General features: G+C 58.3%; 26 protein-coding genes and 1 riboswitch. Of the genes, 18 read left to right on the forward strand and 8 right to left on the reverse strand.

Going from position 1 to position 26,992, the window contains the following annotated elements; genetic code table 11:
* Positions 1 to 157: 157 nt before the first annotated feature.
* The 4 genes from B9Z52_RS14350 (at position 158) to B9Z52_RS14365 (ending at position 4,338) form a co-directional block, all read left to right on the forward strand.
* Positions 158 to 1,396: an ABC transporter substrate-binding protein gene (locus tag B9Z52_RS14350; RefSeq protein WP_108414534.1), complete on the forward strand. Its 1,239-nt coding sequence runs from the start codon at positions 158 to 160 to the stop codon at positions 1,394 to 1,396.
* Positions 1,397 to 1,513: 117 nt separating this feature from the next.
* Positions 1,514 to 2,392 carry a carbohydrate ABC transporter permease gene (locus B9Z52_RS14355; protein WP_108414535.1) on the forward strand — a complete coding sequence of 293 codons (879 nt, stop codon included), beginning with the start codon at positions 1,514 to 1,516 and terminating at the stop codon, positions 2,390 to 2,392.
* Positions 2,393 to 2,442: 50 nt separating this feature from the next.
* Positions 2,443 to 3,258: a carbohydrate ABC transporter permease gene (locus tag B9Z52_RS14360; RefSeq protein WP_369907933.1), complete on the forward strand. Its 816-nt coding sequence runs from the start codon at positions 2,443 to 2,445 to the stop codon at positions 3,256 to 3,258.
* A gap of 12 nt (positions 3,259 to 3,270) precedes the next feature.
* Positions 3,271 to 4,338, forward strand: a complete 1,068-nt coding sequence (locus B9Z52_RS14365; RefSeq protein ID WP_108414537.1) for an ABC transporter ATP-binding protein — start codon at positions 3,271 to 3,273, stop codon at positions 4,336 to 4,338.
* A gap of 34 nt (positions 4,339 to 4,372) precedes the next feature.
* Here the strand turns inward: B9Z52_RS14365 and B9Z52_RS14370 are convergent, their stop codons facing one another.
* Positions 4,373 to 5,260, reverse strand: coding sequence for a LysR family transcriptional regulator (locus tag B9Z52_RS14370; RefSeq protein WP_108414538.1), 888 nt, complete (start codon positions 5,258 to 5,260; stop codon positions 4,373 to 4,375).
* 114 nt (positions 5,261 to 5,374) lie between these two features.
* Between B9Z52_RS14370 and B9Z52_RS14375 the strand changes: the two genes are divergently transcribed.
* From B9Z52_RS14375 to B9Z52_RS14385, 3 genes are all read left to right on the forward strand, one after another.
* On the forward strand, positions 5,375 to 6,361 hold the full coding sequence (locus tag B9Z52_RS14375; RefSeq protein ID WP_108414539.1) for a tripartite tricarboxylate transporter substrate binding protein: 987 nt from the start codon (positions 5,375 to 5,377) through the stop codon (positions 6,359 to 6,361).
* A 1-nt stretch (position 6,362) separates the two neighbouring features.
* Positions 6,363 to 7,538: a M20 aminoacylase family protein gene (locus B9Z52_RS14380; RefSeq protein WP_108414540.1), complete on the forward strand. Its 1,176-nt coding sequence runs from the start codon at positions 6,363 to 6,365 to the stop codon at positions 7,536 to 7,538.
* Positions 7,539 to 7,566: 28 nt separating this feature from the next.
* Positions 7,567 to 7,663: riboswitch (glycine riboswitch) on the forward strand.
* A 170-nt stretch (positions 7,664 to 7,833) separates the two neighbouring features.
* A complete protein-coding gene (locus tag B9Z52_RS14385; RefSeq protein WP_108414541.1) occupies positions 7,834 to 9,087 on the forward strand; it encodes a D-amino acid dehydrogenase in 1,254 nt (417 codons plus the stop codon).
* Here the strand turns inward: B9Z52_RS14385 and B9Z52_RS14390 are convergent.
* Complete coding sequence (locus B9Z52_RS14390) at positions 9,075 to 10,298, reverse strand: MFS transporter (RefSeq protein WP_108414542.1); 1,224 nt, start codon at positions 10,296 to 10,298, stop codon at positions 9,075 to 9,077. The two genes, B9Z52_RS14385 and B9Z52_RS14390, sit on opposite strands and share 13 nt — an antisense overlap.
* Positions 10,299 to 10,642: 344 nt before the next feature.
* On the opposite strand from B9Z52_RS14390, the gene B9Z52_RS14395 reads away from it, so the two are divergent.
* Complete coding sequence (locus B9Z52_RS14395; protein ID WP_108414543.1) at positions 10,643 to 11,221, forward strand: HD domain-containing protein; 579 nt, start codon at positions 10,643 to 10,645, stop codon at positions 11,219 to 11,221.
* A 71-nt stretch (positions 11,222 to 11,292) separates the two neighbouring features.
* Here B9Z52_RS14395 and htpG read toward each other — a convergent pair whose 3' ends face one another.
* The 5 genes from htpG to B9Z52_RS14420 form a co-directional block, all read right to left on the reverse strand.
* Complete coding sequence (gene htpG, locus B9Z52_RS14400) at positions 11,293 to 13,260, reverse strand: molecular chaperone HtpG (RefSeq protein ID WP_108414544.1); 1,968 nt, start codon at positions 13,258 to 13,260, stop codon at positions 11,293 to 11,295.
* A gap of 92 nt (positions 13,261 to 13,352) precedes the next feature.
* Positions 13,353 to 13,760, reverse strand: a complete 408-nt coding sequence (locus B9Z52_RS14405; RefSeq protein ID WP_108414545.1) for a type II toxin-antitoxin system VapC family toxin — start codon at positions 13,758 to 13,760, stop codon at positions 13,353 to 13,355.
* Positions 13,760 to 13,972, reverse strand: a complete 213-nt coding sequence (locus tag B9Z52_RS14410) for an AbrB/MazE/SpoVT family DNA-binding domain-containing protein (protein WP_089962442.1) — start codon at positions 13,970 to 13,972, stop codon at positions 13,760 to 13,762. The genes B9Z52_RS14405 and B9Z52_RS14410 overlap by 1 nt, the downstream gene beginning before the upstream one ends.
* Positions 13,973 to 14,023: 51 nt before the next feature.
* Positions 14,024 to 15,049: an ABC transporter substrate-binding protein gene (locus B9Z52_RS14415; protein WP_108414546.1), complete on the reverse strand. Its 1,026-nt coding sequence runs from the start codon at positions 15,047 to 15,049 to the stop codon at positions 14,024 to 14,026.
* A gap of 121 nt (positions 15,050 to 15,170) precedes the next feature.
* Positions 15,171 to 16,079, reverse strand: a complete 909-nt coding sequence (locus B9Z52_RS14420) for a pseudouridine synthase (RefSeq protein ID WP_108414547.1) — start codon at positions 16,077 to 16,079, stop codon at positions 15,171 to 15,173.
* A gap of 155 nt (positions 16,080 to 16,234) precedes the next feature.
* On the opposite strand from B9Z52_RS14420, the gene B9Z52_RS14425 reads away from it, so the two are divergent.
* Entirely contained in the window at positions 16,235 to 16,627 is a 393-nt protein-coding gene (locus B9Z52_RS14425; protein ID WP_108414570.1) for a YchJ family protein, read from the forward strand.
* Here B9Z52_RS14425 and B9Z52_RS14430 read toward each other — a convergent pair.
* A complete protein-coding gene (locus B9Z52_RS14430; RefSeq protein WP_108414548.1) occupies positions 16,603 to 17,022 on the reverse strand; it encodes a VOC family protein in 420 nt (139 codons plus the stop codon). The two genes, B9Z52_RS14425 and B9Z52_RS14430, sit on opposite strands and share 25 nt — an antisense overlap.
* 44 nt (positions 17,023 to 17,066) lie before the next feature.
* Here B9Z52_RS14430 and B9Z52_RS14435 point away from each other — a divergent pair, with 44 nt between their 5' ends.
* From B9Z52_RS14435 to B9Z52_RS14475, 9 genes are all read left to right on the forward strand, one after another.
* Entirely contained in the window at positions 17,067 to 17,819 is a 753-nt protein-coding gene (locus tag B9Z52_RS14435; protein ID WP_108414549.1) for a helix-turn-helix transcriptional regulator, read from the forward strand.
* A 165-nt stretch (positions 17,820 to 17,984) separates the two neighbouring features.
* Positions 17,985 to 20,684: a type VI secretion system ATPase TssH gene (gene tssH / locus B9Z52_RS14440; protein ID WP_108414550.1), complete on the forward strand. Its 2,700-nt coding sequence runs from the start codon at positions 17,985 to 17,987 to the stop codon at positions 20,682 to 20,684.
* 47 nt (positions 20,685 to 20,731) lie between these two features.
* A complete protein-coding gene (gene tssB, locus B9Z52_RS14445; RefSeq protein ID WP_108414551.1) occupies positions 20,732 to 21,244 on the forward strand; it encodes a type VI secretion system contractile sheath small subunit in 513 nt (170 codons plus the stop codon).
* A 36-nt stretch (positions 21,245 to 21,280) separates the two neighbouring features.
* Entirely contained in the window at positions 21,281 to 22,771 is a 1,491-nt protein-coding gene (tssC, locus tag B9Z52_RS14450; protein ID WP_108414552.1) for a type VI secretion system contractile sheath large subunit, read from the forward strand.
* A 54-nt stretch (positions 22,772 to 22,825) separates the two neighbouring features.
* Positions 22,826 to 23,308, forward strand: a complete 483-nt coding sequence (locus tag B9Z52_RS14455; RefSeq protein ID WP_090137969.1) for a type VI secretion system tube protein Hcp — start codon at positions 22,826 to 22,828, stop codon at positions 23,306 to 23,308.
* A 93-nt stretch (positions 23,309 to 23,401) separates the two neighbouring features.
* Positions 23,402 to 23,917 carry a type VI secretion system lipoprotein TssJ gene (gene tssJ, locus B9Z52_RS14460; protein WP_108414553.1) on the forward strand — a complete coding sequence of 172 codons (516 nt, stop codon included), beginning with the start codon at positions 23,402 to 23,404 and terminating at the stop codon, positions 23,915 to 23,917.
* A gap of 15 nt (positions 23,918 to 23,932) precedes the next feature.
* Positions 23,933 to 25,276, forward strand: a complete 1,344-nt coding sequence (gene tssK / locus B9Z52_RS14465) for a type VI secretion system baseplate subunit TssK (RefSeq protein ID WP_108414554.1) — start codon at positions 23,933 to 23,935, stop codon at positions 25,274 to 25,276.
* The gene (locus B9Z52_RS14470; protein ID WP_108414555.1) at positions 25,276 to 25,539 is read left to right on the forward strand and encodes a PAAR domain-containing protein; all 264 of its coding nucleotides are present in this window, start codon (positions 25,276 to 25,278) and stop codon (positions 25,537 to 25,539) included. The genes tssK and B9Z52_RS14470 overlap by 1 nt, the downstream gene beginning before the upstream one ends.
* A 30-nt stretch (positions 25,540 to 25,569) precedes the next feature.
* Positions 25,570 to 26,992 (forward strand): type VI secretion system Vgr family protein (locus tag B9Z52_RS14475; protein ID WP_146182859.1); only part of this gene is annotated, 1,423 nt, incomplete at its 3' end.

Here is a 26,992-nt window from a genome sequence, read left to right on the forward strand (position 1 = left end):
TTTGGCGAATTTCGATCTAGGGTTTAACCTAGTGTTAATAAATTAACAAAACATTAATATTAGACCGTCGAGGTCATGGACAGGCTGTCTGTGACACCTCGCACACCCATCTTGGGCCGACGGCCCCCACCAGGAGACTCTCTTGAAAACTTTGAAAATGTTCCAGCGTTCGATCTTGGCCGCAGCCGCTGTGCTGACCGTGGCGGCCCATGCCGGTGAAGTGGAAGTGCTGCACTACTGGACCAGCGGTGGCGAGGCCAAATCGGCGGCCGCTCTGAAGGCCACCTTGCAAGGCAAGGGCCATACCTGGAAAGACTTTGCCGTGGCCGGTGGCGGCGGTGACAACGCCATGACCGTGCTCAAGTCGCGCGTGGTCTCGGGCAATGCCCCTGCTGCAGCGCAAATCAAAGGCCCCGCTTTGCAAGAGTGGGCCGCTGAAGGTGTGTTGGCCAACATCGACGATGTGGCCAAGGCCGAAAAGTGGGACAGCCTGCTGCCCCCGGTGGTGGCCAACGTCATGAAATACAAGGGCAACTACATCGCCGCCCCCGTGAACGTGCACCGTGTGAACTGGCTGTGGGCCAGCAACGCTGCGTTCAAAAAAGCCGGTGCCAAAGTGCCGACCAATTGGGATGAATTCTTTGTCGCTGCTGAAGCACTGAAAAAGGCCGGCATCATCCCCGTGGCCCACGGTGGACAGAACTGGCAAGACTTCACCACCTTCGAGAGCGTGGCGCTGGGCGTTGGCGGTGCCGACTTCTACAAAAAAGCGCTGGTGCAACTGGACCAGTCCACCCTGACCGGCACCACCATGACCAAGGTGCTCGACACCTTCAAAAAGGTCAAGACCTACACCGACAAAAATGCGCCTGGCCGCGACTGGAACCTGGCCACCGCCATGGTCATCAAGGGCGAAGCCGGTATGCAGTTGATGGGTGACTGGGCCAAGGGTGAATTCGTGGCCGCTGGCAAAAAGCCCGGCGCTGACTTCTCTTGCGTGGCCGCTCCTGGCACCGCCAAGGCCTTCACCTTCAACGTGGACTCGTTTGCCATGTTCAAGCTGAAAAACGAAGACAACACCAAGGCCCAGAAAGACCTGGCCTCGGCCATCATGTCCACCGAGTTCCAGGAAGTCTTCAACCTGAACAAGGGCTCCATCCCGGTGCGTTTGAACATGAACTTGGCCAAGTTTGACGACTGCGCCAAGCTCAGCGCCAACGACTTCGTGGCCACGGCCAAGAACGGCGGCTTGGTGCCATCGGTCGCCCACGGCATGGCCATTGGCTCGGCCACATCGGGCGCCATTCAAGACGCCGTCAGCCAGTTCTGGAACGACGACAAGATTAGCACGAAAGACGCTCAAGCCAAGATCGCTTCGGCCGCCAGGGTCAAGTGAGTCTTTGAGCTGGCCATGCGGTCGGCTCGCACAAGCCCAGCGGGCTTGTTGTTTCTTTAGCCACCGGGCTGCAGGTCACGAGCTTGCAGCCCGCGCTGGCCCCCGATTGGATCACCCATGTCTTCATCCTCCCCTCAGCAAGCCGCGTGGCTGCCCAAGCTGGTCATTGCGCCCAGCTTTGTACTCTCGCTGCTGTTCATCTATGGCCTGATGGCCTGGAACGGTTACCTGTCCGTATCCGCCTCACGCCTGCTGCCCAACTACGAATTTGTGGGCTTGCAGCACTACAGCGCTTTGCTGGACAGCGACCGCTTTCGCGTGGCCATGACCAACATGGCGGTGTTTGGCTTTTGCTTCATCGGCGGCGCGATGGCGCTGGGCGTTTTGCTGGCCATCTTGCTGGACCAAAAGGTGCGCGGTGAGGGCGTGTTGCGCACCATTTACCTGTACCCCATGGCGATCTCGTTCATCGTCACAGGCACCGCCTGGAAGTGGATTTTGAACCCCGGTCTGGGCTTGCAGCACCTGATGCACAGCTGGGGCTATACGGATTTTCAGTTCGAGTGGCTGGTCGATCAGGACATGGCCATTTACTGTGTGGTCATTGCAGGCGTGTGGCAAAGCGCGGGCTTTGTCATGGCGCTGTTTCTGGCCGCACTGCGCGGCATCGACGACTCGATCATCAAGGCCGCCCAAGTGGACGGCGCGAGTTTGCCGCGCATTTACTGGCGCATCATTTTGCCCAGCTTGGGGCCGGTGTTTTTCAGCACGCTGATGGTGGTCTCGCACCTGGCGATCAAGAGCTTTGACCTGGTCATGGCGCTGACTGCAGGAGGCCCCGGTTACGCCACGGATTTGCCCGCCACTTTCATGTACGCCACCGCCTTCACACGCGGGCAGATCGGCGTGGGCGCGGCCAGTGCCACCGTGATGCTGGCCACCGTGGCGGCGATTGTGGTGCCCTACCTTTATTCTGAATTGCGGAGCAAGCGATGAACCCCGCGAAGCCTTTTTCTCTTTATTTTCATCGCCTGATCCTGTGGACCATGCTGCTGCTGTTTGCGGCCTGGTTTTTGGTGCCGCTGTATGTGATGCTGACCACCTCGCTCAAAGACGCCGAGCAACTGCGCGCAGGCAACCTGCTGAGCCTGCCCACCGCGCCCACGCTGGACGCGTGGTTCAAGGCCTGGGACACCGCCTGCACCGGTGTGCAGTGCGAGGGCCTCAAGCCTTATTTCTGGAACTCGATGGTGATGGTGGTGCCTGCGGTGTTGCTGTCCACCCTGATCGGATCGCTCAACGGTTATGTGCTCTCCAAATGGAAGTTTCGAGGCAGCGAGACGCTGTTTGCCTTCATGCTGTTTGGCGTGTTCATGCCCATGCAGGTGGTGCTGCTGCCCATGAGCCAGGTGCTCGGCTGGCTGGGCGTGGCTAGCTCGGTGTGGGGCTTGATGCTGGTGCACGTCGTGGCGGGTATTCCGTCCACCACATTGTTCTTTCGGAACTACTACATCGGCTTGCCAGACGAGTTGATCAAAGCGGCTCAGCTCGATGGTGCGGGTTTTTGGATGATCTTTCGCCGCATCGTGTTGCCGTTGTCGTTGCCCATCTTGGTGGTCACGCTGATTTGGCAGTTCACCAACATCTGGAACGACTTTTTGTACGGCGTGGTGTTCTCGGGCGCTGACAGCAAGCCGATCACCGTGGGCCTGAACAACCTGGCCAACACATCGAGCGCCGTCAAGGAATACAACGTCGACATGGCTGCGGCCTTGATCGCGGCATTGCCCACCCTGTTTGTGTACGTGGTGGCTGGTAAATATTTTGTGCGCGGCCTCACCGCTGGCGCCGTCAAGGGCTAAAGGAAAAACATCATGGGCGCACTCGCCATTCGCAACATCCACAAGACCTACAACGAGACGGTCCACATCTTGAAGGGCATCGATCTGGAGATCGAGGCCGGTGAATTTTTGATTTTGGTGGGGCCTTCTGGCTGTGGCAAATCGACGCTGTTGTCGATGATCGCGGGACTGGACCACCCCACCAGCGGCGCCATCCACATTGGCGAGCGCGAGGTGACCCACCTGCCCAGCAAGGACCGCGACATCGCCATGGTGTTCCAGAGCTACGCGCTCTACCCCAACATGACCGTGGCGCAAAACATCGCCTTTGGTCTGGAGATCCGCAAAGTGCCCAAGGCCGAGCGCAAGGCCGCCGTGGACCGCGTGTCGGCCATGCTGCAAATTGGCCACCTGCTGGACCGCAAGCCGGGCCAGCTGTCGGGCGGGCAGCGTCAGCGCGTGGCCATGGGCCGTGCTCTGGCGCGTGACCCCAAGCTGTTTTTGTTTGACGAGCCGCTGTCCAACCTCGACGCCAAGCTGCGCGTGGAAATGCGCGCCGAGATCAAGCTCTTGCACCAGCGCACAAAAACCACCACGGTCTACGTGACGCACGACCAGGTCGAGGCCATGACGCTGGGCGACCGCATTGCCGTGATGAAAGACGGCTGGGTGCAACAGTTCGGCACGCCTGCGCAGATTTACAACCACCCGGCCAACCGCTTTGTGGCCGAGTTCATCGGGTCGCCCGCTATGAACATGGTGGATGCGCAGAGGACTGGCCAGGCTTTGATGGCCCATGGCGTGGAGCTGCCCATCACCGATGCGCAACGCGCCGCCGTGCAAGCGCACGGCAGCGCAGATCTGGTTTATGGCCTGCGCCCTGAAAGCATCAGCTTTGCCAACCAAGGCCTGCCCGGCAAGCTCAGCATGATCGAGCCCACCGGCCCTGAAACCTATGCCACGGTGGACACCGCCGCAGGTAAGCTCACAGCCCGTGTGCCTGGCGTGTTGCAAGCCGCAGTGGGCGATGCGGTGCACCTGCAATGGCAAGCCGATCAGTCGCACCTGTTTGACCGCGCCAGCGGCGTGCGCGTGGGGTGATGCAGGGCGCGGGTTTTGTGCCCGGTCTTTGACCTCAGGCCCGGTCGCGCATCACCCGGTCCATCAGCGCCCGCACTTTGGGCAAAAAGGGCGCTTCGCTGCGCCCTTCAATCGTCACCAGGCCAAAGCGGGCTTGGGCGTTCAGCGCGGGCGTGACTGGCAGCTCCACCAGGTCGGGCGCTGATTCGCGGATCGCCAACACGATGGCATCGCTGTGGCGCACCACATCCAGCAAGCTTGAAATTTCTTCGCAGCGCAGGTTCACCATGTTGTCGGGGTGAGCGCGTGGCCCAAAGCGCTCCATCAGGATGCGCGCCACCTCGTCGCTCAAGGGGGTGGATGCAATCGGGTAGTCCAGCAGCATCTCGAAGGGCACGCTGCGTTTTTTGGCCAGCGGGTGTTGCTTGCGGCACATGAAGGTGCCTTTCATTTCCTGCAACGCTTGTACTTTGAGGTCAGTGGCCGGTTGCAGCGAACGGATGTCCAGGATCAGCGCATCCAGCTGGCGGTCGCGCAGGGCTTGCACCAGTAAGGCCGTGCTGCCACGCGAGATGTCGATGTGCGCCTGTGGATGCTCTTTGGCCATCAGCATCAAGAGTGGCGTCACCAGCATGGCTCCAGGACCCGAGCCCATGCCCACGCGGAACTGGCCGATCTCGCCTTTTTGCAATTGCAGGCTGGTCATGCGCAGCTCGTTGGCCTCGTCCACCAGCACGCGGGCGCGCCGCACGATGTGTTGGCCAAACGGCGTCAGCTCGTTCTTACGGCCGATGCGGTCGAACAGGGCTTGGCCCAGTTCGTCTTCCAGCGCCTTGATGCTGCGGCTGAGCGCCGGTTGCGTCAGGTGCAGCTTGAGGGCCGACTGGCTGAAAGAGCCGCTGTTGGCCAGCTCGATCAGGTGCTTGAGTTGAACCAAGGTCATGGGCACTCCAATTCATAACTGAAAATCATGCTATTTGTCATAAAAATGCATTGGACATTATAAGAATGGCTTTTTACGATGGCCCCACACAACTACTTTTGATGGAGTCGAGACATGAGCAAAACCCTTCGTCGCGCAGTCGCCTTGCTGAGCAGCCTGCTGCTGGCCAGCGCCGTGAGCGCCCAAACTTACCCCAGCAAAGCCGTCACCTTGTTGGTGCCTTACCCCGCAGGCGGCATCTCCGACGTGATCGCCCGCACGGTGAACAACACCTTGTCCAAGCAGCTGGGCCAGCCCGTGATCGTGGACAACCTGGGCGGCGCCAGCGGTTCGATCGCGGCGCAAAAAGTGCTGAACGCGCCCGCCGATGGCCAGATCATTTTCCAGGGCTCGCCCAACGAGTTGATCCTGGCACCTTTGGCCATCTCGGCCGTCAAGTTCAAGAGCGAAGACTTCCGTCTGGTGCAAATGATCGCCACCGCGCAGATCGGCTTTTTGGCCCGCAAGGACTTGCCTGTGCGCACCGTGGACGAGTTTTTGGAATATGCCCGCAAAGAGGCTGCACTAGGCCGCCCCATCACCTATGCCAGCGTGGGCCCGGGCTCGTTCTACCACTTGCTGGGTGAGCACCTGTCCAAGATCACCAACATCCCGATGATCCATGTGCCCTACAAAGGCGCGGCGCCTGCTAACCAGGATTTGCTGGGTGGTCAGGTGGACATCTTCCTGGCACCGTTTGGCAAGGCTTATGACGAACTGCAAAAGCAGGGCAAGCTCAAAGTGCTGGCCATGCTCAACAGCGAACGCCTGGACTCGGTCAAGGATTACCCCGCCATCACCGAAAGCAAGTCACTCAAGAACTTCACTTTCAACATTTGGACCGGCTACTTCGTCAAGAAGGACACGCCCGAGCCGATCGTGCAGGTCATCCACAAAGCCATCACCGATGCGCTGAACGACCCGGCCGTGCACGCCGGTCTGGAAGCCAACAGCCAGCTGGTGGCCAAGCCCTTGTCGCTGCAAGCCGTGGGCAAAGCCTATGCCGATGGCACGGCGCAGTTCCGCGCGATTGCCAAGTCCATCAACCTGCAGCCTCAGTGACATGACGTATCTGCGCGATGCGCTCACCGAACGGGTGGGCGAATTCATCCAGCTGCGGCGAGACATCCACCGCCACCCCGAACTGGCGTTTGAAGAGCACCGCACCTCGGACCTGGTGGCGGCCAAGCTGCAAAGCTGGGGCTACCAAGTGCACCGCGGTCTGGGCGGCACCGGCGTGGTGGGCACTTTGAAGCGCGGCAGCAGCGAGCGCAAGCTCGGCATCCGCGCCGACATGGACGCCTTGCCCATTCAAGAAGCCACCGGCGCCGAGTGGGCCAGCACACGCCAAGGCCTGATGCACGCCTGCGGCCACGATGGCCACACCGCGATGCTGCTGGCCGCGGCCAAAGCCATCGCGCAAGCGCCGGAATTTGACGGCACGCTGAACCTGATTTTTCAGCCCGCCGAAGAAGGTGGCGGCGGCGCGGTGCGCATGATGGACGATGGCTTGTTTGAGCACCACCCCTGCGACGCCGTGTTTGCCATGCACAACATGCCCGGCATGCCGGTGGGGCACTTGGTGTTCCGCGATGGCGCGGCCATGGCCTCAAGCGATTACGTCACCATCCGCATCCACGGCACCGGCGGCCACGGCGCGATGCCGCACCGCAGTGCCGATCCGCTGGTGGCGGCGTCTTCCATCGTCATGGCCTTGCAGACCATCGTCTCGCGCAATGTGGACCCGCTGCACACCGCCGTGGTCACCGTGGGTGCTTTGCACGCTGGGCAGGCCAACAACGTGATCCCGGCGCTGGCCACTTTGGAGCTGAGCGTGCGAGCGCTTGACCCGCAGGTGCGCCTGTTGCTGGAGCAACGCATCAAGGGGCTGGTGACCGCGCAAGCTGAGAGCTTTGGCGTGCGGGCCGAGGTGGAATGGCGGCAAGGCTATTGCGTGCTGGTCAACCACACGGCGCAAACCGAATTTGCCCGCCAAGTGGCGCTCGATTTGGTGGGGCCAGAGCGCGTCACCCCGAACGGGCCGCAACTGACGGGCAGCGAGGACTTTGCCTTCATGCTGGAGAAAGTGCCGGGCAGCTATTTGCTGATTGGCAATGGCGACGGCGATTCGGCCGGCGCGTGCATGGTGCACAACCCGGCGTATGACTTCAACGATGACAACATCGCCACGGGCAGCGCGTATTGGATTGCACTGGTGAAGGCCTACTTGGCCAACTAAAATGATTGAAAACCATCGACCTTGTGTCGACATGTGATCGGGAGAGACTGCCACCGCTTGCGGCAGGCAGCGCCGAAGGAGCAACCGCCCCGGAAACTCTCAGGCCAAAGGACCGGTCACATGCCAATTCTCTGAAGAGCTGCTGGCGTCATCGTCCGCCAGTGCACCGAAGGAGCAAGCGATGCGCCGTTGCGCGTGTCGTGAATCTCTCAGGTCCTGATACAGAGGGGGCGCCACCGTCATGCGGCTTGCATGCGGTGGCCCCATCCTTTGACGTCTAGGAAAGCTCACTTTCATGAAAACCATTGCAGTTATTGGCGGCGGCATCACCGGCGTCACCACCGCCTATTCCTTGGCCAAACGCGGCTTTGCCGTCACCTTGTTCGAACGCCATCGCTATGCCGCGATGGAAACCTCTTTTGCCAACGGCGGTCAGCTCTCGGCTTCCAACGCCGAGGTCTGGACCCACTGGTCCACCATCCTCAAGGGCATCAAGTGGATGCTCAAAAGCGATGCACCGCTCTTGGTCAACCCCGCACCGACCTGGCACAAGCTGTCGTGGTTTGCCGAGTTCATCGCGGCCATGCCCCATTACGAGCGCAACACCGTCGAGACCGCCCGGCTGGCTGTGGCTGCACGCCAGCACCTGTTTGCCTGGGCGCAAGAAGAGGGCATCGACTTCGACTTGAAGAAAGAAGGCATCTTGCACATCTACCGCGACAAAAAGGGCTTTGACCATGCCGGTCGCGTCTCGCAAATGCTGGCCAAAGGCGGCTTGCCCCGCCGCGCTGTGACGCCCGAGGAAATGAAGGCCATCGAGCCCACCCTGGCGGGCACTTATTACGGTGGCTACTTCACCGAAAGCGACTCGACCGGTGACATCCACAAGTTCACCAACGGCCTGGCTGCAGCAGCCGAGCGCCTGGGTGTGAAGACTTTGTACGGACAAGATGTGAAATCGGTGCGCAGCGACGGCCAACAAGCCGTCATCACGGTGGCTGGCGATGAAGGCAATACCGTGCACACCTTCGACGGCATGGTGGTGTGTGCGGGCGTGGCCAGCCGCGACTTCGCCTCGCAACTGGGTGACCGCGTCAACATCTACCCCGTCAAAGGCTATTCGATCACCGTCAACCTGAACGACGAACAAAGCCAGGCCGGTGCGCCCAACGTGAGCTTGCTGGACGACGAGACCAAGCTGGTCACCAGCCGCTTGGGACTGAACCGTTTCCGCGTGGCGGGCACGGCCGAGTTCAATGGTGTGGACCGCGACATCCGCGCCGACCGCATCCGCCCCTTGATCCAGTGGGTGGAGCAGTGCTTCCCCAAGATCAACACCCGCTCGGTGGTGCCATGGGCCGGCCTGCGCCCCATGATGCCGAACATGTTGCCCCGCGTCGGTCGCGGCAGCAAAGCCAACGTGTTCTACAACACCGGTCACGGCCACCTGGGCTGGACGCTGTCGGCGGTGACCGCCGACATGGTGGGCAATGTGGTGCAAGAAGCCAGCCGCTCTGTGCAGCTGGCCGGTGTGTTTCAGCCCGCCTGACGCACCCGCCAAAACAGCCAGCTGGCGATGCACAGGTTGAGCAAGTTCCACGCGATGCCATTCAAAAAGGCCGCGTGGTAACTGCCCGTCAGGTCAAACACCCAGCCTGACATCCAGCCCCCCAAGGCCATGCCCAGCAGTGTGGCCATGATGACGGCACCCACCCGGGCGCCGGCTTCTTTGGGGTCAAAGTGTTCGCGGATGATGATCGCGTAGGCCGGCACGATGCCGCCCTGAAACAGGCCAAACATGGCCGACACCAGGTACAGCGGCACCAAGCCATCAAAAGGCAAGAACATCAGCAGCGCCACGCCCTGCAGCATGGAGCCCAACAGCAAAGTGCGGATGCCCCCAATGCGGTCGCTGATCACGCCAAATACCAGGCGGCTGACGATGCCGCTGGCCAGCATGAGCGAGAGCATTTCGGCCCCGCGCGCTGCGCCAAATCCCAAGTCGGTGCAATAGGCCACGATGTGCACCTGCGGCATGGACATGGCCACGCAACACGCCACACCCGCCACGCACAACAAGCCTTGCGCCACAGAAGGCTTGAGGCCAAACGGACGGCTGCGGTCCAACACCGGGGCGTTCGCGTTGGCTGGTGTCAGGGTCACCAGCGGCGGGCGCTGGCGCATGCGTGTGGCCAGCAAGAACATGCCCACGCCGCAAAAGATGCCCAGCAGGATGTAGGTCTGACGCCAGCCGATGGTCTCCACGCCATGCTGCACCAGCGGCGGCCAGATCGTGCCCGCGATGTAATTGCCACTGGCGCAAATGGCCACCGCAATGCCCCGGCGGCGGTTCCACCACAAGGCCGTATCGGCCATCAAGGGTGCAAAGGTGGACGAGCTGCCCACAAAACCCATCAGCGCATGCGCCAGTCCAAAAGCCCAGATGCTGCCCGACATGCCTGCCCACACAAAACCGCCACACACCGCCAGCGCACCCACCCACAGCACGGGCATCAAGCCGTGCCGGTCGGCCATGCGGCCCGTGAGCAAACCGCCCAAGCCCAGGCTGATCATCATCAGCGTGTAAGGCAGCGACGCATCGGCCCGGCCCACCCCAAACTCGGCCTGCACCTCCGGCAGCACCACCGAGACGATGTACATGCTGCTGTTGCCCAGCACCACCAGCCCCAGCGTGACGAGCAAGCGCCAGGCAGCTTGACGGGAATCGATGAGGGCGGGGTCGGCGGGGAGGGTGTGCATGTTGCCAATTTAGCCGATGGGCGAGGGGGCGCTTGTCTTTTGGGTTACTGGCGAATCGGCTGCGCGGCATGGCTCGGACCTTGACCGTTTTCGCTGCAGGCCGTTGTTTGAATGGCCCATGTTGCTGTCTTGTCTTTGTAGGAGCCCACCCGTGGGCGATGGTTTGCAGGGCGAATGGAGGGCGTGTGACAGGCCCATCGCCCACAGGGGTGGGCTCCTGCAAAAAAATCATCTCTTAAATGCTGTTCAAGACTTCAAGGGGGCGGATCAAGGGCAGTCATCTAATGGACAGTTCGCAGCCATTCGAACCTGTACGCTGGTGGTTTCAAAATTCAGGAGTGCCCATGAACGACCGTGCCCAATTTATCCGCATGCAAGACAGCACACACCAAGACTGGGCCCTGATTGCCGGGGAGTTCATGCAATTCACCAAATCACTGCCCGACCGGGTGATGGCGCACTTGAAACTGCTCGATGGCGACTACGGTGGTTTTCCGGTGGACCGCTACACCCACTGCCTGCAAACCGCCACCCGGTCCTTGCGCGACGGGCGTGATGATGAATACGTGGTGTGTGCTTTGCTGCACGACATTGGGGACACGCTGGGCACCTTCAACCACCCGGACATCGCCGCCGCCATCCTCAAACCCTTTGTCTCTGAAGCCAATTTGTGGATGGTGCAAAACCACGGGATTTTTCAGGGCTACAACTTCTTTCACCACATCGGCATGGACCGGAATATGCGCGACATGTTCAAAGACCACCCGCATTACGCCCGAACCGAAGAGTTCATCGCGCTCTACGACGACCCGGCGTTTGATGCGAGTTACGACACGCTGCCCATCGAAGCCTTTGAGCCGATGCTGCGCAAGGTGATGGCCCAGCCGGTGAACTCGGTCTACAAGGACGCCTTGAAAGCCTGACTTTCAAAGCACCCAAGAAAAAAGGGGCAGCACCCACAGGTGCCGCCCCTTTTGTTTGAGGTACGCGCCGATCAGCTCAGCAGCGCATTCACCCGCTTGACATAAGCCGCAGGGTCTGCAGGCAAGCCGCCCTCGGCCAGCAGCGCTTGGTCAAACAGAATGTGGGCCAGATCGTGGAAGTGGACCGAGCCGTCGAGCTTTTTGACCAGCGCGTGTTCGGGGTTGACCTCCAGCACGGGCTTGACTTCGGGGGCTTGTTGCCCAGCTTGCTTGAGCATGCGGGCCAGTTGCATGCTCATGCCGTCGTCGGTCACCACCAGGCAGGCTGGGCTGTCCACCAGTCGGCTGGTCACGCGCACGTCTTCGGCTTTGTCTTTGAGCGCTTCTTTGAGCTTGGCCAGCACGGGCTTGAAGGTTTCGGCCGCGTCTTCGGCGGCTTTCTTTTCTTCTTCGTCTTGCAGCTTGCCCAGGTCAAATGCGCCTTTGGCCACACTCTGCAGCGGGGTGCCGTCGAATTCGTTCACAAAGTTCAGCGCCCACTCGTCCACGCGGTCGGTCATCAGCAGCACTTCGATGCCTTTTTTCTTGAAGACTTCGAGCTGTGGGCTGTTCTTGGCGGCGGCCAGGGTGTCGGCGGTGATGTAGTAGATGGCGTCTTGGCCTTCCTTCATGCGGGCTTTGTAGTCGGCAAAGCTCACGCTCACGGTGTCGTGGGTCGATGAAGCAAAACGCAGCAGTTTGGACAAACGCGCTTGGTTGCCAAAGTCTTCGCCCAGGCCTTCTTTGAGCACCGCGCCGAACTCGGCGTAGAACTTGGAGTATTGGCCGAGCTTCGCTTTGTCTTCCTCGCTTAAAACATCAGTCACACCGTCTGTGCTTTCTGGCGCCTTGTCGTGTTTCGCCAAGTCTTCCAGCATGGACAACACACGCTTCGTGCAACCTTCGCGGATGGCTTTGACGTCGCGGCTTTCTTGCAGCAGCTCGCGGCTCACGTTCAGGGGCAGGTCGGCCGAATCCACCACGCCCTTCACAAAACGCAGGTAGCTGGGCATCAGCGCTTCGGCTTCGTCCATGATGAACACGCGCTTGACGTACAGCTTGATGCCGGCCTTCTTGTCGCGGTTCCACAGGTCTTGTGGCGCTTTGCCGGGGATGTACAGCAGCTGGGTGTATTCGGTGCTGCCTTCCACGCGGTTGTGCGTCCAGGTCAGCGGGGCTTCAAAATCGCGGCTGATCTGTTTGTAAAAATCAGCGTACTGCTCGTCGCTGATGTCTTTCTTGGGGCGGGTCCACAAGGCGCTGGCCTTGTTGATGGTTTCCCACTCGCCGGTCTTGAGCATGCCGCCGGGCTTGCGTCCAGCTTCTTCGTTGCTGGGGTCAATCAGTTCGCCGTCTTGCCATTCTTCCTTTTCCATCAAGATGGGCAGGCTGATGTGGTCGGCGTACTTGCCAACGATTTCTTTGAGCTTCCAGGTGTTGGCGTATTCCATCGCCTCTTCGCGCAGGTGCAAGATCACGCTGGTGCCGCGTTCAGCGCGGGTAATGGTCTCGACCTCAAAGTCGCCTGTACCACCGCTGATCCAGCGCACACCTTCTGCCGCTGCCGTGCCTGCACGGCGGGTTTCGACGGTGATTTTTTCGGCGACGATGAAGCCCGAATAAAAACCCACGCCAAACTGGCCGATCAGCTGCGCGTCTGACTTTTGGTCGCCGCTCAGCTTGCTCACAAAGTCTTTGGTCCCGCTCTTGGCGATCGTGCCCAGGTGGTCAATCGCTTCTTGCGCCGTCATGCCGATGCCGTTGTCGGTGATGGTCAGCGTTTTGGCGGCTTGGTCAAAGCTCAGGCGCACTTGCAAGTCAGGTGCGTCTTCATAAAGGCCGTTGTTGTTGAGCGCTTCAAAGCGCAATTTGTCGCAGGCGTCCGAGGCATTCGAGATCAGCTCGCGCAAGAAAATTTCGCGGTTGGAATAAAGCGAGTGGGTGACCAAGTGCAGCAGTTGCGCGACTTCGGCCTGAAAGGCATGGGTTTGTTTGCTCATAGGGATTCAACAGGTAAAAAAAGATCAAAAAACCAAAACGCCCATTAGCTTGGGGCGTCAGGCATGGTTTCAAGAGGGGTAAACGTTGACGCTCAATGGATGGTTTTTTTGGACCAATACACCACATGGGGCAGGTGCTCGAAATGGGCGTCGCAGGTCAGCAATGTTGCGCCTTTGTTCAAGGCAGTTGCGTAAACAATGGCATCGGCAGTGGCCAGTTTGTGGTCTTTGTTCAATTGGGCGGCCAGCAGGGCAATCGTTGTGTCCAGCGGTGTGACGACACATTCCTGCGTGTAGGCAATCACCTGATCAGCTTCGTCTTCGCCCATTTCGCGCAGCATCCATTTGGACAGTTCTAATTGAACCAGCGTGGGAACGATGCATTGATCTTGAGAGGGAAAGTGAGGTGCCAATTTTTTGCCAAGTGGCGTGAGCATCAGAAATTCGATCCACGCGGAGGTGTCCACGACACACCAACGGAGCGAAGGCGCTGAAGGCATTACACCCGATCCTTGCGGTCGCGGTGCTCTTTGGATTTGGCGTTCTTGGCCAAACCTGCTAAGTCTTTGAGTTCAGGCATGGGCATGAGCAGCATGCCCTTGCCTTTGGGAATGAACACAAATTTCTGGCCCGCCACCCAAGATTGTTCTTCGCGAACCCCTTTGGGAATCGAGATTTGGAATTTGCTGGACAGGGTTGTGGTGGTGGACATGAGACGCCTCATCGATCGAGAAATGGTAAGAAATTTGAATTCTAGCCCCATTCATTTCGCCAACGCCCCAACTTCCTTGTTCCATCGCTCCAGCAGTCGGCGGCGCTCGGCAGATTTGCCGTATTTTTCGAAGTCGTATTTGATCAAGCGCACGTTGTCCATGGACGGGATGCGCGGGTCGGGCTTGAAGGTCTTGTTGGCTGGGCTTTGCAGGCTGTCGGCTTTGGCGCCGATGCTTTGGCCGGCCGGGCTCATGAGCCAGTCGTAGTAGCGCTTGGCGTTGGCCGCGTTGCGGGCGCCTTTGACCATGGCGATGCCGCCGATTTCGTAGCTGGTGCCTTCGCAGGGTGCGGTGGTGGCCACGGGGTATTTTTGGTGGCGCCACATGTCAAAACCAAAGATGAAGCTGATGCCCACGGCCACTTCGCCTTTGGCCACATTGGGCGCCTGGGCGGTGCCGCTGCGGGTGTATTGCGTCACGTTTTTGTGCAGGGCCTTCATGTAGTCAAAGGCGGCGTCCTCGCCCATCAGCTGCACCAGCCCGGCCAGAATGGTGTAGGCCGTGCCGCTGGAAGCGGGGTGTGAGATTTCGACCTCGCCTTTGTAGATGGGCTTGATCATGTCGGACCAGCATTGGGGCGCAGGCAGTTTCTTTTTCTTGAGCAGTTCGGTGTTCCAGCCAAAGCCAATGGCGCTGGTGTAGAAACCGCCGACCATGTTTTGTGTCATGGCGTACTGGCGCACGCTCCAGCCGTGCAGGTCGTTCAGGTAGTCGGGGCGGTAGGGGGCCAGCAGACCGATTTCGGCAGCTTGCAAAAATGGGTCACCGGTGCCGCCCCACCAGATGTCGGTCTTGGGGTTGGCCGCTTCGGCGCGCAATTGGGCCAGTGCTTCGCCGGTGGCTTTGCGCGTTTGGTTGACGGTGATGCCCGTGGCCTTGGTGAATTCTTTGGCGGCCATTTCGCACCAGCCTTGATCGGTGCTGCAAATCGCGTTGAGGCTGCCGGTTTGGGCTGAGGCGGCGCTTGTGGTCAGTGCGGTGGCGATGAAAAAGGCGGTTGTGAATTTCAGGGTCACAGGGCGTCTCCAAAGGGGGTTGGTGAGCTTGTCGGGGCTAAAGCCGCCGACCTACGGGGTATTTTGTAGGTCGGTAGCTTTAGCTCCGACATGGCGTGCTTCGATATGCATCCAAGCACCGTCAAAACGATTCGTTCGGCCCCAAATACCGCCAAGTGCCCGCAGGCATCTGGCCCAGCTGCACGCCGCCCATGCGGATGCGTTTGAGGCCCACGACTTTCAAGCCGACTTGCTCGCACATGCGGCGGATCTGGCGCTTTTTGCCTTCGGTCAGCACAAAGCGCAATTGCTCGGGGTTTTGCCAGTCCACTTTGGCGGGCTTGAGGGGCTTGCCGTCCAGGCTCAGGCCATGGCGCAATCGCTCCAGCTGTTCTTTGGGGAACACGGCTTGCACATTGGCGCTGACGCGGTCGAAGTCGCCAATGACGGTGAGCTGGTTGGCTTTGCCGCCATAGGTAGCGGATGCGGCCGATGCGGCGGCGGTGTTCTCGTGGCCGGTGTAGGCCACGCGCACCAGATATTCTTTTTCCATTTCGGAGTCTTCACCGATCAGCTGACGGGCCACGCGGCCATCTTGCGTCAGCACCAGCAGGCCAGTGGAGTCGATGTCCAGTCGCCCGGCTGGAGCCAGCCCGCGCAGGTGCGGCGGGGTGAAGCGCAGCTTGGATGGATCGCCCCCCCAGTGGCTGCGCGGGTTGATGAGGGTGATGGCCGGCTCGTGCCCGTCTTCGGCTTGGCCGCTCACGTAGCCCATAGGCTTGTGCAGTAAGATGGTGACTTGCCGGTCTTGCTGTTGCTCAGCCGCTTTGTCGATGGTGATGCGGTCCGACAGCGTGACTTGCTGGCCCATGCTGGCGGGCAGGCCGTTGACCTGCACCCAGCCTTGCTCGATCCAGGCATCGGCCTCGCGCCGTGAGCACATGCGCAACTCGGCCATGCGTTTGTTCAGGCGCGAGGTGCCGCTGGCGGCGGCTGTTTCGCCCTTGCCTTCGGGTCGGGGGGCGCGTTTGAAAACCGGGGGCTGGGTCATGGGGTCGATTGGGCAAAAAGAAGTTAAGCGATTGTCCGCTGTTTTTGTGCAAATTGGATCAACACTTTTGACGCGATCGTCTGCTTCAAGCCCCGGCATGACTGCCCATGCAGCAGCCCTTTTGGGGCACTGAAACCACCTGCTTAAATCAGCCCATGAACCTGACACATTGTCCCTGCGGTCGTGCTAAGGGGAAAAGCCAGGCATTGAGTTTTGAGGCTTGCTGCGCCCCACATCACATCAGCCGCAATGCCCCGGACGCCGAAAGCCTGATGCGCTCGCGTTACACCGCCTTTGTGCTGGGCGATGCGCCTTACTTGCTGGCCACTTGGCATAGCAGTCAAAGACCAGCCTCTCTGGTGTTGGAAACTGGCACCAAGTGGTTGGGGCTTGAGATCAAGCAGCACCGCAGCACGGGCGAGCACACTGCCGAGGTGGAATTTGTGGCGCGCTTTCGCACAGGTGGCAAAGCCGTGCGCCAGCACGAACGCAGCCGCTTTGTGCGCGAAGACGGGCGCTGGTATTACGTCGACGGCGATGTGCTCTGAGCTGGCACTTCGTACAACTCCAATGGCAAGCCATCCGGGTCGGCAAAAAACACAAAGCGCTGGCCGGTGTACTCATCGGTGCGGATGTCCTCGACCGCGATGCCTTGGGCTTGCAGATGCGCTGACCATTCACTCACATCGTTCACCGCAAACGCCAGATGCCGCAAGCCCTGTGCTTCGGGGTAGCTTGGGCGCGGTGGCGCGCCCTTGAATGAGAACAACTCGACCTGTCCACCATCGGGCAGGGCCAAATCCAACTTCCAGGAATCGCGTGCCTGGCGGTAGTTTTCTGCCCGCACCTGAAGGCCCAACACCTCGGTGTAAAAGCCTTTGGATCGTGTGTAGTCCGCGCAGATGATGGCGGCGTGGTGGATGCGTAGCAGGGGCGTGTGCATGTGAAGGACTGATTAAAATATATATTTAAAACCAAAGTACCCGTATGTCAAGAGTGTTTGTTTTTGATTCGATTCGCGCGCACTTGAAAGCACGTGGGATGACTTACCGCAACCTGGCCGATACTTTGTCGCTGTCCGAATCATCGGTGAAGAGGATTATCAGCAGCAATGATTGCACTTTAGAACGGCTCGAACAGATATGCCATTGCTTGCAATTGGACTTGTCCGATTTATTGAACAGCACGCCTCGTAAGCGAAAGCTCTTGAATCAGCTGACATGGAAACAAGAAGAGGAGCTGACGCAAAACAAAGAGCTGTTGGTTCTTGCCGTGTGTGTCATGAATCTTTGGTCTCTGGAAGATGTGATCCAGCACCTCAACATTTCGGAGGTTGAGTGTGTCAAGCATTTGGGCGCGCTAGAGAGGATTGGGCTGATCGAGTTGCAACCCGCTAACCGCTACAAATTATTGGTTGCCCGACATTTCAGCTGGATCGCCAGCGGCCCTATCATGACCATGGTGACAGGGATGGCGGATGATTACTTTGACCATCACTTTAATGAATCTGTCGAAATTCTGAAAATTGTGAATGTCCGGATATCGCGCCAAGCAGGGGAGCACCTGAGACGCAGACTTGAGCTGATTGTTCAGGAATATGCCGATCAAGTGGCCACCGACTCACATTTGCCATTGACTGAGCGGATCCCCATGTCTGTTTGCATTGCGGCGCGAACTTGGGTGCCTGAGTTCATGACGCAATTGCTCCGCACGACAGAAAGCAAGGAAAGTAGCGCATAAAAGTACTTTTAAGGCTTTGTATAGTACTTTTTAAATAATATTTGCAATTAAGATACCACCCATAGAAACTCGCGACTTCGTTGCCTGAGACGGCGACGGACCTCAGCTTTTAGTTGCTGAGTGCGCTGACCCGAGTCGAAGGGTTTTGTTGGTGAAAAGGTATCTATGCAAATTCCAAGAAGAGTGTTGTTTGGCAAGCTCAACACGCCCTTGTTCAGTGCGATTGAGGCTGCAACAGCGTTCGCTAAGCTCAAAGGGCATGCCTATGTGGAGTTGCTGCACTGGCTGTACCAAATATGGCAGATCCCGAACGGAGATATGCGTTTGGTACTGTTGGCGCATGGCACGCACGAGGCTCAACTGGACCAGGATTTCATTCAGGCCATTCAAAAGCTCAATCAGCAAGACGGCGGGTTGCATGATTTCAGTGTGCAAATCGAGCGCGTGATTGAAAAAGCTTGGAGTTTTTCAACCCTCTGCTGCGGTGACCACAAAATTCGAGGCGCTTGGCTCTTGTCGGCCATGCTTGCAGATCCACAAGCGAGAGCGACACTGCAGGCGATATCGCCACAATTGCTGAAATGGCCGCACAACGTGGATGCAGACAGTCTGAGGAGTCAACTGAAAGCATCAAGTGAAGATCAGGCGAAAGCCTTTGATCAAGGTTCGTCTGGTGATTTGAATGCACCATCAAACGGTAACGACGAATTCACGCCGCACAGCGCCGAACAAAGTGCCCTTAAGCGGTACTGCACGGATTTGACAAGTCTGGCAGAGCGGGGCGACATTGATCCCGTGATGGGGCGTGAACACGAGGTGCGCACGCTGGTTGACATCCTTTTGCGACGTCGACAAAACAACCCGCTGCTCACGGGCTCCGCTGGTGTGGGTAAAACAGCAGTTGTTGAGGGGCTGGCGCTGTCCATAGTGCAGAGGAAAGTGCCTCCAGCATTGCAGCACGTTCGGCTTTTGTCGTTGGATGTTGGATCGCTCCTTGCTGGTGCCAGCATGAGGGGTGAGTTTGAGTCGCGATTGAAACAATTGCTGAAAGAGGCCAGCGAAAGTGCGACCCCGGTGATTCTGTTCATTGATGAGGTGCATACCCTCGTGGGTGCCGGTGGGCAAAGTGGCACCGCAGATGCGGCCAATTTATTGAAGCCCGCGCTCGCTAGGGGTGGCTTGCGGTGTATCGGTGCCACGACATGGAGTGAGTACAAAAAATACATTGAAAAAGACCCGGCATTGACGCGTCGTTTTCAAGTGTTGCAGGTTCACGAGCCCGAAGAAGACCAAGCCATCACGATGGTGCGGAGTTTGGTCCCCGCATTCGTCCACCACCACAAAGTCGTCGTGTTGGACGAGGCGATTCGTGCTGCTGTGACGCTGTCCCACAGATACATACCCGCCAGGCAATTGCCAGACAAAGCCGTCAGCTTGCTGGATACCGCCTGCGCCAGAGTGGCGATGTCTTTGCATGCACCCCCGCGAGCGTTGCAAGAATGTGACGCCCAAATCCAGGACCAACAAGCGCAACTGGAAATGCTCCGGCACGAAGCCACAGCAGGCCTTCAAAATGACACGGCAATCCACGCAGTAGAACAGCGCTTGCGTGAATTGCAACAAAAACAAGCCCAAATACAAGACAGATGGGCAAAAGAAAAAAGCGTCGTTGAAGCCATGGTGTCACTGTGGCAGCCAGCGGAGCAACAGGATTCGGAGGAAACCCTGGAATCACTGGCAGCACTGCAGGCCAGATTGCAGATCATTCAGGAAGATCAGCCAGAAATTCATCCAGTTGTCAGTGCTGCAGTGGTCGCAAGCATCGTGTCGGATTGGACCGGTATTCCGGTCGGTCGCATGTTGCGCAATGAACTCAAAGCGATTGAGGATCTGCAGTCAACGCTCGAAAAACGTGTGATCGGCCAAAGTGCTGCATTGGCACAAATTGTTGAGCGCGTCCGCATTGCGAAGGCTGGTTTGACCGACCCAGGCAAACCCATGGGCGTGTTCATGTTGGTTGGACCTTCTGGTGTGGGTAAAACCGAAACAGCACTTGCTTTGGCTGAGAGCATTTATGGCGGTGAACACAACCTGATCACCATCAACATGAGCGAATACCAAGAGTCTCATACGGTATCGAGCCTCAAGGGTGCACCCCCAGGCTACGTCGGATATGGCGAAGGTGGTGTCCTTACAGAGGCCGTACGGCGGCGTCCTTACAGTGTCATCTTGCTGGACGAAGTTGAAAAAGCACATCCCGATGTGCATGAGTTGTTTTATCAAGTCTTTGACAAAGGCTGGATGGAAGATGGGGAAGGTCAAGTCATTGACTTCAAAAACACACTGATCTTGCTGACCAGCAACACAGGATCGGATCTGACTCTGCAACTTTGTGACGACCCAGCCGTACAGCCAGATTCACAGGCCTTGGCACAGGCCCTAGAGCCAGAACTTAGAAAAGTATTTCCTGCCGCCTTCTTGGGGCGCATCTCGGTGGTGCCTTATTACCCGCTTTCGACATCGGTTCTGTCGGAGTTGGCGCAACTGCAATTGCAAAAAATCGTTCATCGCATGTACCAACAACACGGCATCGAACTGACCTACACCCCCCCTGTCATTGCCCAGATCGTCGCTGCCAGCGGAATGCATGAAACAGGCGGACGCCGCATCGCACAGCACATTGAACGCCTGATATTGCCCAAGCTGGCCAACGTCTGGCTGGGTGCCATGCGAGAAAACATGCTGACGCAAAAGCTGCAGCTTGATCTAGACGAGAAATCTGCTTATGTCGTTCATGTCCGAGATGGCGGGCCAGGCGGACATGACACCAAGAATCAATCGACCTCTGTCATTGAAAACATCTGAAGCGTCGTTTCAGAACAACCATTCGCTATTTTTTGAAGGGAGTCCACATGAGTGCAAACAACAGCAGTCAAAAATTCATCGCACGAAACCGCGCGCCAAGAGTGCAAATTGAGTACGACGTTGAAATCTACGGCAGTGAGAAAAAAATTGAATTGCCTTTCGTCATGGGCGTTCTTGCCGATCTTTCTGGCAAACCCGTAGAGGCTTTGCCAGACGTCACAGAACGCAAATTTCTCGAAATCGATATCGATAATTTCGACGAACGAATGAAAGCCATTGCGCCACGCGTCGCATTCAGCGTACCCAACACCTTGACGGGCGAAGGACATGTGATGGTCGATATCACCTTCGAGAGCATGGATGACTTTTCTCCTGCGGCCGTTGCTACCAAGGTCGATGCACTCAAACAACTGCTCGATGCCCGCACACAACTGGCCAACTTGCAGACATACATGGATGGCAAGTCCGGTGCAGAGGATTTGGTCCGCAAACTCTTGTCCGATCAAGGACTGATGAAAACGCTGGCTGCAGCGCCCAAAGAGGCCGTGTCAAACGTCTGATTTCCACACAAATCAATCAATTCAAAGGACAAAATCATGGCAAAAACCTCGGCTGAAAAAGCCCCAACTCAATACGCTGACCCCAGTGTGTTTTCGCAATTGCTTGACAAGGAGTTCAAGCCCAAAGGTGACGAACAACGAGAAGCTGTTGAAGCAGCTGTCCGCACGCTGGCTGAGCAAGCATTGAGCAACACGGTCACGATGAGTGACGATGCTTACGCCAGCATCGAAGCCATCATTGCTGAAATTGACCGAAAACTCAGCGGTCAAATCAACCTCATCTTGCACCATGAAGATTTCCAAAGTCTGGAATCTGCATGGCGTGGACTGGACCATCTCGTCTCCAATACCGAAACAGACGAAATGCTCAAGATCCGCTTCATGGACATCAGTAAAACAGAGCTTCGTCGCAACATGCGACGTTACAAAGGTGTGGCCTGGGATCAAAGCCCACTCTTCAAGCGACTGTATGAAGAGGAATACGGCCAACTGGGCGGTGAGCCCTACGGTTGCCTGGTGGCGGACTACTATTTTGACCACACACCGCCAGATGTTGAGTTGCTCGGTGCAATGGCCAAAATCGCCGCCGCCTCACATGCCCCATTCATTGCTGGTGCTGCGCCATCGAACTTGCAAATGGACTCGTGGCAAGAGCTCGCTAATCCACGTGATTTGGCCAAAATCACCGGCAACCTGGAGCATGCAGCCTGGAACTCCCTGCGCGAAACCGAAGACGCACGCTACATCGGGCTGGCCATGCCACGCTTTTTGGCACGCTTGCCCTACGGCGCCAAAACCAATCCTGTGGACGCCTTCAACTTTGAGGAAGACACCCAAGGCGCAGACCACCGGAACTACGTTTGGAACAACGCGGCATACGCCATGGCCGTCAACATCAACCGCAGCTTCAAGCTCTACGGTTGGTGCACCATGATCCGCGGTGTGGAGTCTGGCGGCACGGTTGAAAACCTGCCTTGCCACACCTTCCCCACCGATGACGGCGGCTTCGACATGAAGTGCCCCACCGAAATCGCGATCTCAGATCGCCGTGAAGCCGAATTGGCCAAAGCGGGTTTTGTTCCACTGGTGCACCGCAAAGGCACAGACCATGCCACCTTCATCGGTGCGCAGTCCTTGCAAAAACCTCAGGAATACATGGACCCAGATGCAACGGCCAATGCCAACTTGTCTGCGCGCTTGCCTTACCTGTTTGCCAGCACACGCTTTGCCCATTACCTCAAGTCCATCGTGCGCGACAAGATCGGCGCCTTCAAAGAGCGTGAAGACATGCAGCGCTGGCTCAACGAATGGATCATGAATTACGTGGATGCTGATCCCGCCAACTCCAGCCAGGAAACCAAAGCCCGACGCCCACTCGCCGCTGCGGAAGTCGTGGTTGAAGACATCGAAGGCAATCCCGGCTACTACGGTGCCAAGTTTTTCTTGCGCCCTCACTTTCAGCTCGAAGGTTTGACGGTCAGCTTGCGCCTGGTGGCCAAGTTGCCCTCGGTCAAGGCCGCAGCCTGATCTCAAAAAATAATCCCATAAATCAAGTCTGTCACACACATCAAGGAGCCCAACATGGCACAAGACATTTTTCTGAAAATCAACGGCATTGACGGCGAGAGCATGGACTCTGCGCACAAAAACGAAATCGAAGTTCTGAACTGGGACTGGCAAATTTTCCAGGACTCCAACATGCACATGGGCTCTGGTGGTGGTTCCGGCAAAGCCACCGTCAAGGACCTGAACTTTGTGCATTACGTCGATCGTTCCAGCCCTAACCTGATGAAGTTCTGTCTCACAGGCAAGCACATCCCAGAAGCCAAGCTGGTTGTTCGCAAAGCGGGCGGTAGTCCCCTGGAATACCTCAAGATCACCATGACGGACGTGGTCATCACCAACGTACAACCTGCAGGCTCCAGCAGCGAAGAGCGCATCAAGGAAAAAATCAGCCTGTCCTTTGCCAAGGTCAAACAGGAATACACCGTGCAAAACCAGCAAGGCGGCTCAGGCGGCGCTGTGACTGCCGGCTACGACATCAAGTTGAACAAAGAAGCTTGATGAAGTCCCCGTCAAAAGACGGGGAATCTTTTGCTCAGCCTGGCGGCTTGCCGCCGCCAGGCGGCACCGTTTTAACGTGTTCCTGCGAGTCCCATGCGCCATTTAAAGTCTGTTGCTTTACGGCATCTGGTGTGGCTGTTCCTCTCTCTTGGCTGCGGCATGGCTGCGTCACAAGAGGCCAAGGAGCCCACCAAGTTGCTGCTCAAAATTGAAGCGCCCGCCGCCACCAATCCCGATGACAGTGGTCGCCCTTCGCCGATCAAGGTACGTCTGTATGAACTCAAAGACAGCAACACCTTTGGCGAGGCTGACTACTTTGGCCTGAACAGCATGGACAAAAGCATTCTGGGTGCAGACATGCTGGCCAAAGACGAATTCATTCTTCGTCCGGGTGAGACACGAACGATTGAGCGGAGCAGTCACAACCAAACCAGTGCGTTGGGCATCTTGGCGGGCTACCGCGACTTGGCCAACAGCACCTGGCGCGTCATCCACCCGCTCAAGGAAGCGCCCACCGCTGCTTGGTATCGCGCAATGCTGCCCAGCAACAAACTCACCATGACCATCCAGCTCCAACCGCAAGGCATCGTGCTGATCCCCGCTCCCTGAACGACGTTAAACACCATGACCTGGACCAACAAAGTCACCTGGAGCGAAGGACTCTTTCTTCGCCCGCAACTTTTTCAGCAACAAGAACGTTATCTGGAAACCTTTGCGCACAAGCGCAGCCTGCCCTTGTCTCCCTTCTTTTGGGGCTTCAGCGATCTGCGGATTGACCCGGAATCCCTGACTCTGGGCAAGCTTGTCGTGGCACAAGCCTCAGGTGTTAGCGCCGATGGCACGCCGTTCGACATTCCAGGGCAGACACCGCCACCCGCACCGCTGACCCTCAAACCCGAACACCTTGGGCAAACGATCCATTTGGCATTGTCCATTCGGGTGCCCAACAGCGAAGAGACAACTTTCGAAAATGCACCCGGCAGCAGTGCAAGGTACAGCGTCTTTGACACCGAACTGACCGACTCCAACTCCATTGGGCAAGGCCCTAAGAGCGTTCAGCTCAGTCACTTGCGCATGGCGCTGGTGCCCGAAAAAGAACTCACCGGTGCATGGATGGGACTGCCCATCGCCAAAATCACCGCTTTGCGATCCGATGGCAGCGTGGAGCTCGAATCCGCCATCATCCCTCCGGTCAACCGCTATGGCGCCAGTGAATTGCTCAACCAATGGTTATCGCAATTGCATGGCACCACCCGGCAACGTGCAGAGCAATTGGCTGAACGGCTCAGCGGCAGTGGCGGCAATGGCGCCACCCAGGCTGCCGAAGTCAGTGACTTCTTGCTGCTGCAAATACTCAACCGCTACGAACCTCTGCTCGATCACATGCTGCGTGTGAAGGAAACATCGCCTGAACACGCCTACACACTGCTGCGCAGCATGTCCGGAGAACTGTCCACCTTTATCCGTGTGCAAACGCGCAGGCCCAACGCTGTGCCCGCCTACCAGCACCTGGACCCGTACAACACCTTCAAACCACTGGTTGAAGACACCCGAGAACTGCTCAACAACGTACTCGTTCGCAGTGCGCAGGCCATTCCTCTGGAGGCCAAGCAACACGGCATGTACCTTGCCAGCCTTGATCCTGCAGAGATCCGAGGTTTCAGCCACATCGTTCTGGCTGTTGCAGCGAACGTCCCGACAGACCAACTCGCACAGCAATTCGCTGCACACGGCAAAGTGGCACCGTCCGACCGCTTGCCTGAACTGGTGCGCTTGCACCTGCCTGGCATCGGGCTGCGTTCGCTGCCGGTGCCACCCAGGCAAATTCCCTTCAACGCCGGCTACGTCTACTTCCAGCTCGAAGCCAGTGGGCCGCACTGGGAACACATGCAAAGCCACGGGGGCATAGGGCTGCACATTGCCAAAAGCTTTGCCGGTTTGCAAATGGAACTGTGGGGTGTGCGCTGATGGGCCGCAAAGTCATCGTTGTCGGCGACCCGACCGATCACGGCGGACGAGTCATCAGCGGCTCAGCGACGCAACAGATCAACGGCAAAGCAATTGCACGCTTGGGCGACCAAGTCGACTGCCCCCAAAAAGGGCACGGCATCAACGCCATTGTCGAAGGCGAACCCAGCATGCTCATCAACGGCATTCCGGTTGCATTGGAAGGACACAAAACGGCATGCGGTTGCACATTGCTGGGTACCAGCGCTGCCGAGCACGGCTGACATGGGCATCTTATTGATCCAAAGAAACATATGACGTCCTTATTCAAATCCCCCCGTGTCCTCACCATCACCAGCCCCGCCATCCCGCAGGTGGCAGGCGCTGCTGCGCTTGTGCCCCTGAAGCTCTCGGGCCATGAGGCCGTCAACACCCTCTTTGAATACACCCTCATCCTGCAAAGCCCTGATGCGCTGCAGTTTGCCGCCAACGACGCCAGCAACTTTCCCCTGCACGACATGGTCGGGCGCGAGATCACTTGCGCCATCGCTCTGGACGGGCACGGCAGCTTTGTGGCGGGTCTGGCGGGCAACTTGGGCGCAGCCAACCTGGGCGCAGGCGTTCGCGAACTGTCTGGCCTCATCACCGCCGCCCGCCACCTGGGCACCGACAGCCGCCACGCCCTGTATGCGCTCACCCTGCGCCCCTGGCTGCACCTGGCCACGCTGACCAGTGATTGCAAAGTCTTCCAGGACCAAACCCCGGTTGAGGTCATCCGTGCAGTCTTGGCCGACTACGCCTTTGCGGCCGAAGTGCGCCTGATCGAAACGTATCCGACTCGCGACTACTGCGTGCAGTACAACGAAACCGACTTTGAATTCATCACCCGTCTCATGCAAGAGTGGGGCATCAACTACCACTTTGAGCACTCGGGCGGTGTGCACCGCCTGATCCTGTCAGACCACAATGGCGCCTTCAGCCCCCTGCAAAAGGGCCAAAGCGACAGCGCTTACCACCGCATTGCCTACTACCCCCCTGGCCACAAGGTGGACGAGGAGTACATCCACGCCTTCACCCCCAGCGAGCGGCTCACAGCAGGCCAATACGCCAGCCGCGAATACGACTACACCCGCCCCAAAGTGGCCCTGGGTGCAAGCCAAGCCCAGCCCCGCCAAACAGGCCAGGCCAACCAAGAGGTGTACCTGTGGCGCGGGGGCAAGGTGCGCACAGGCCAAACGCCTGGGAATGACAGCGGCATCGGCAGCACCGCCAGCGGCAGCTTGCCGGGCAGCGACTACGCCCAAGAAAACAAAGGTGCGGGCAAAGGCTCTGACACCGCCCAGGCCAACCAAACCGAGCCCCAAGGCCAACACCTGGCACGCCTGCGCATGCAAGCGCTGCGCCAAGCAGGCCAACGCGCCAGCGGCGCAGGCCATGTGCGCGGCATCGCAGCAGGCCACACCTTTGCCCTGCACAAACACCCGCAAGACGCGGCCAACATCGAATACCTGACCCTGTCCACCCACACCGTCATCGAAAACGTCAGCGAAGACACGGCGCGGGATCACAACAGCAGCAAGAACAGCGCAAACCCCTCACTCATCCCGCAAGCCCTGTCCGACGCCCAACGCCTGACCGGCCAGTGGCGCATCGAGGTGCGCTTTGAAGTGCTGCCCACCACCGAGCTGCTGCGCCCCGAAGGCATACAGCCCAAACCCCACACCCACGGCCCCGAGA

Origin of the sequence: Limnohabitans sp. Jir72, from assembly GCF_003063575.1 — a bacterium.
GTDB lineage: Bacteria > Pseudomonadota > Gammaproteobacteria > Burkholderiales > Burkholderiaceae_C > Limnohabitans_A.

Bases quoted from the DNA above. Each gene is read 5' to 3' on its own strand.
- B9Z52_RS14350 (WP_108414534.1), top strand. From the start codon at position 158: ATGTTCCAGCGTTCGATCTTGGCCGCAGCCGCTGTGCTGACCGTGGCG.
- B9Z52_RS14355 (WP_108414535.1), top strand. From the start codon at position 1,514: ATGTCTTCATCCTCCCCTCAGCAAGCCGCGTGGCTGCCCAAGCTGGTC.
- B9Z52_RS14360 (WP_369907933.1), top strand. From the start codon at position 2,443: ATGCTGCTGCTGTTTGCGGCCTGGTTTTTGGTGCCGCTGTATGTGATG.
- B9Z52_RS14365 (WP_108414537.1), top strand. From the start codon at position 3,271: ATGGGCGCACTCGCCATTCGCAACATCCACAAGACCTACAACGAGACG.
- B9Z52_RS14370 (WP_108414538.1), bottom strand. From the start codon at position 5,260: ATGACCTTGGTTCAACTCAAGCACCTGATCGAGCTGGCCAACAGCGGC.
- B9Z52_RS14375 (WP_108414539.1), top strand. From the start codon at position 5,375: ATGAGCAAAACCCTTCGTCGCGCAGTCGCCTTGCTGAGCAGCCTGCTG.
- B9Z52_RS14380 (WP_108414540.1), top strand. From the start codon at position 6,363: ATGACGTATCTGCGCGATGCGCTCACCGAACGGGTGGGCGAATTCATC.
- B9Z52_RS14385 (WP_108414541.1), top strand. From the start codon at position 7,834: ATGAAAACCATTGCAGTTATTGGCGGCGGCATCACCGGCGTCACCACC.
- B9Z52_RS14390 (WP_108414542.1), bottom strand. From the start codon at position 10,298: ATGCACACCCTCCCCGCCGACCCCGCCCTCATCGATTCCCGTCAAGCT.
- B9Z52_RS14395 (WP_108414543.1), top strand. From the start codon at position 10,643: ATGAACGACCGTGCCCAATTTATCCGCATGCAAGACAGCACACACCAA.
- htpG (WP_108414544.1), bottom strand. From the start codon at position 13,260: ATGAGCAAACAAACCCATGCCTTTCAGGCCGAAGTCGCGCAACTGCTG.
- B9Z52_RS14405 (WP_108414545.1), bottom strand. From the start codon at position 13,760: ATGCCTTCAGCGCCTTCGCTCCGTTGGTGTGTCGTGGACACCTCCGCG.
- B9Z52_RS14410 (WP_089962442.1), bottom strand. From the start codon at position 13,972: ATGTCCACCACCACAACCCTGTCCAGCAAATTCCAAATCTCGATTCCC.
- B9Z52_RS14420 (WP_108414547.1), bottom strand. From the start codon at position 16,079: ATGACCCAGCCCCCGGTTTTCAAACGCGCCCCCCGACCCGAAGGCAAG.
- B9Z52_RS14425 (WP_108414570.1), top strand. From the start codon at position 16,235: ATGAACCTGACACATTGTCCCTGCGGTCGTGCTAAGGGGAAAAGCCAG.
- B9Z52_RS14430 (WP_108414548.1), bottom strand. From the start codon at position 17,022: ATGCACACGCCCCTGCTACGCATCCACCACGCCGCCATCATCTGCGCG.
- B9Z52_RS14435 (WP_108414549.1), top strand. From the start codon at position 17,067: ATGTCAAGAGTGTTTGTTTTTGATTCGATTCGCGCGCACTTGAAAGCA.
- tssH (WP_108414550.1), top strand. From the start codon at position 17,985: ATGCAAATTCCAAGAAGAGTGTTGTTTGGCAAGCTCAACACGCCCTTG.
- tssB (WP_108414551.1), top strand. From the start codon at position 20,732: ATGAGTGCAAACAACAGCAGTCAAAAATTCATCGCACGAAACCGCGCG.
- tssC (WP_108414552.1), top strand. From the start codon at position 21,281: ATGGCAAAAACCTCGGCTGAAAAAGCCCCAACTCAATACGCTGACCCC.
- B9Z52_RS14455 (WP_090137969.1), top strand. From the start codon at position 22,826: ATGGCACAAGACATTTTTCTGAAAATCAACGGCATTGACGGCGAGAGC.
- tssJ (WP_108414553.1), top strand. From the start codon at position 23,402: ATGCGCCATTTAAAGTCTGTTGCTTTACGGCATCTGGTGTGGCTGTTC.
- tssK (WP_108414554.1), top strand. From the start codon at position 23,933: ATGACCTGGACCAACAAAGTCACCTGGAGCGAAGGACTCTTTCTTCGC.
- B9Z52_RS14470 (WP_108414555.1), top strand. From the start codon at position 25,276: ATGGGCCGCAAAGTCATCGTTGTCGGCGACCCGACCGATCACGGCGGA.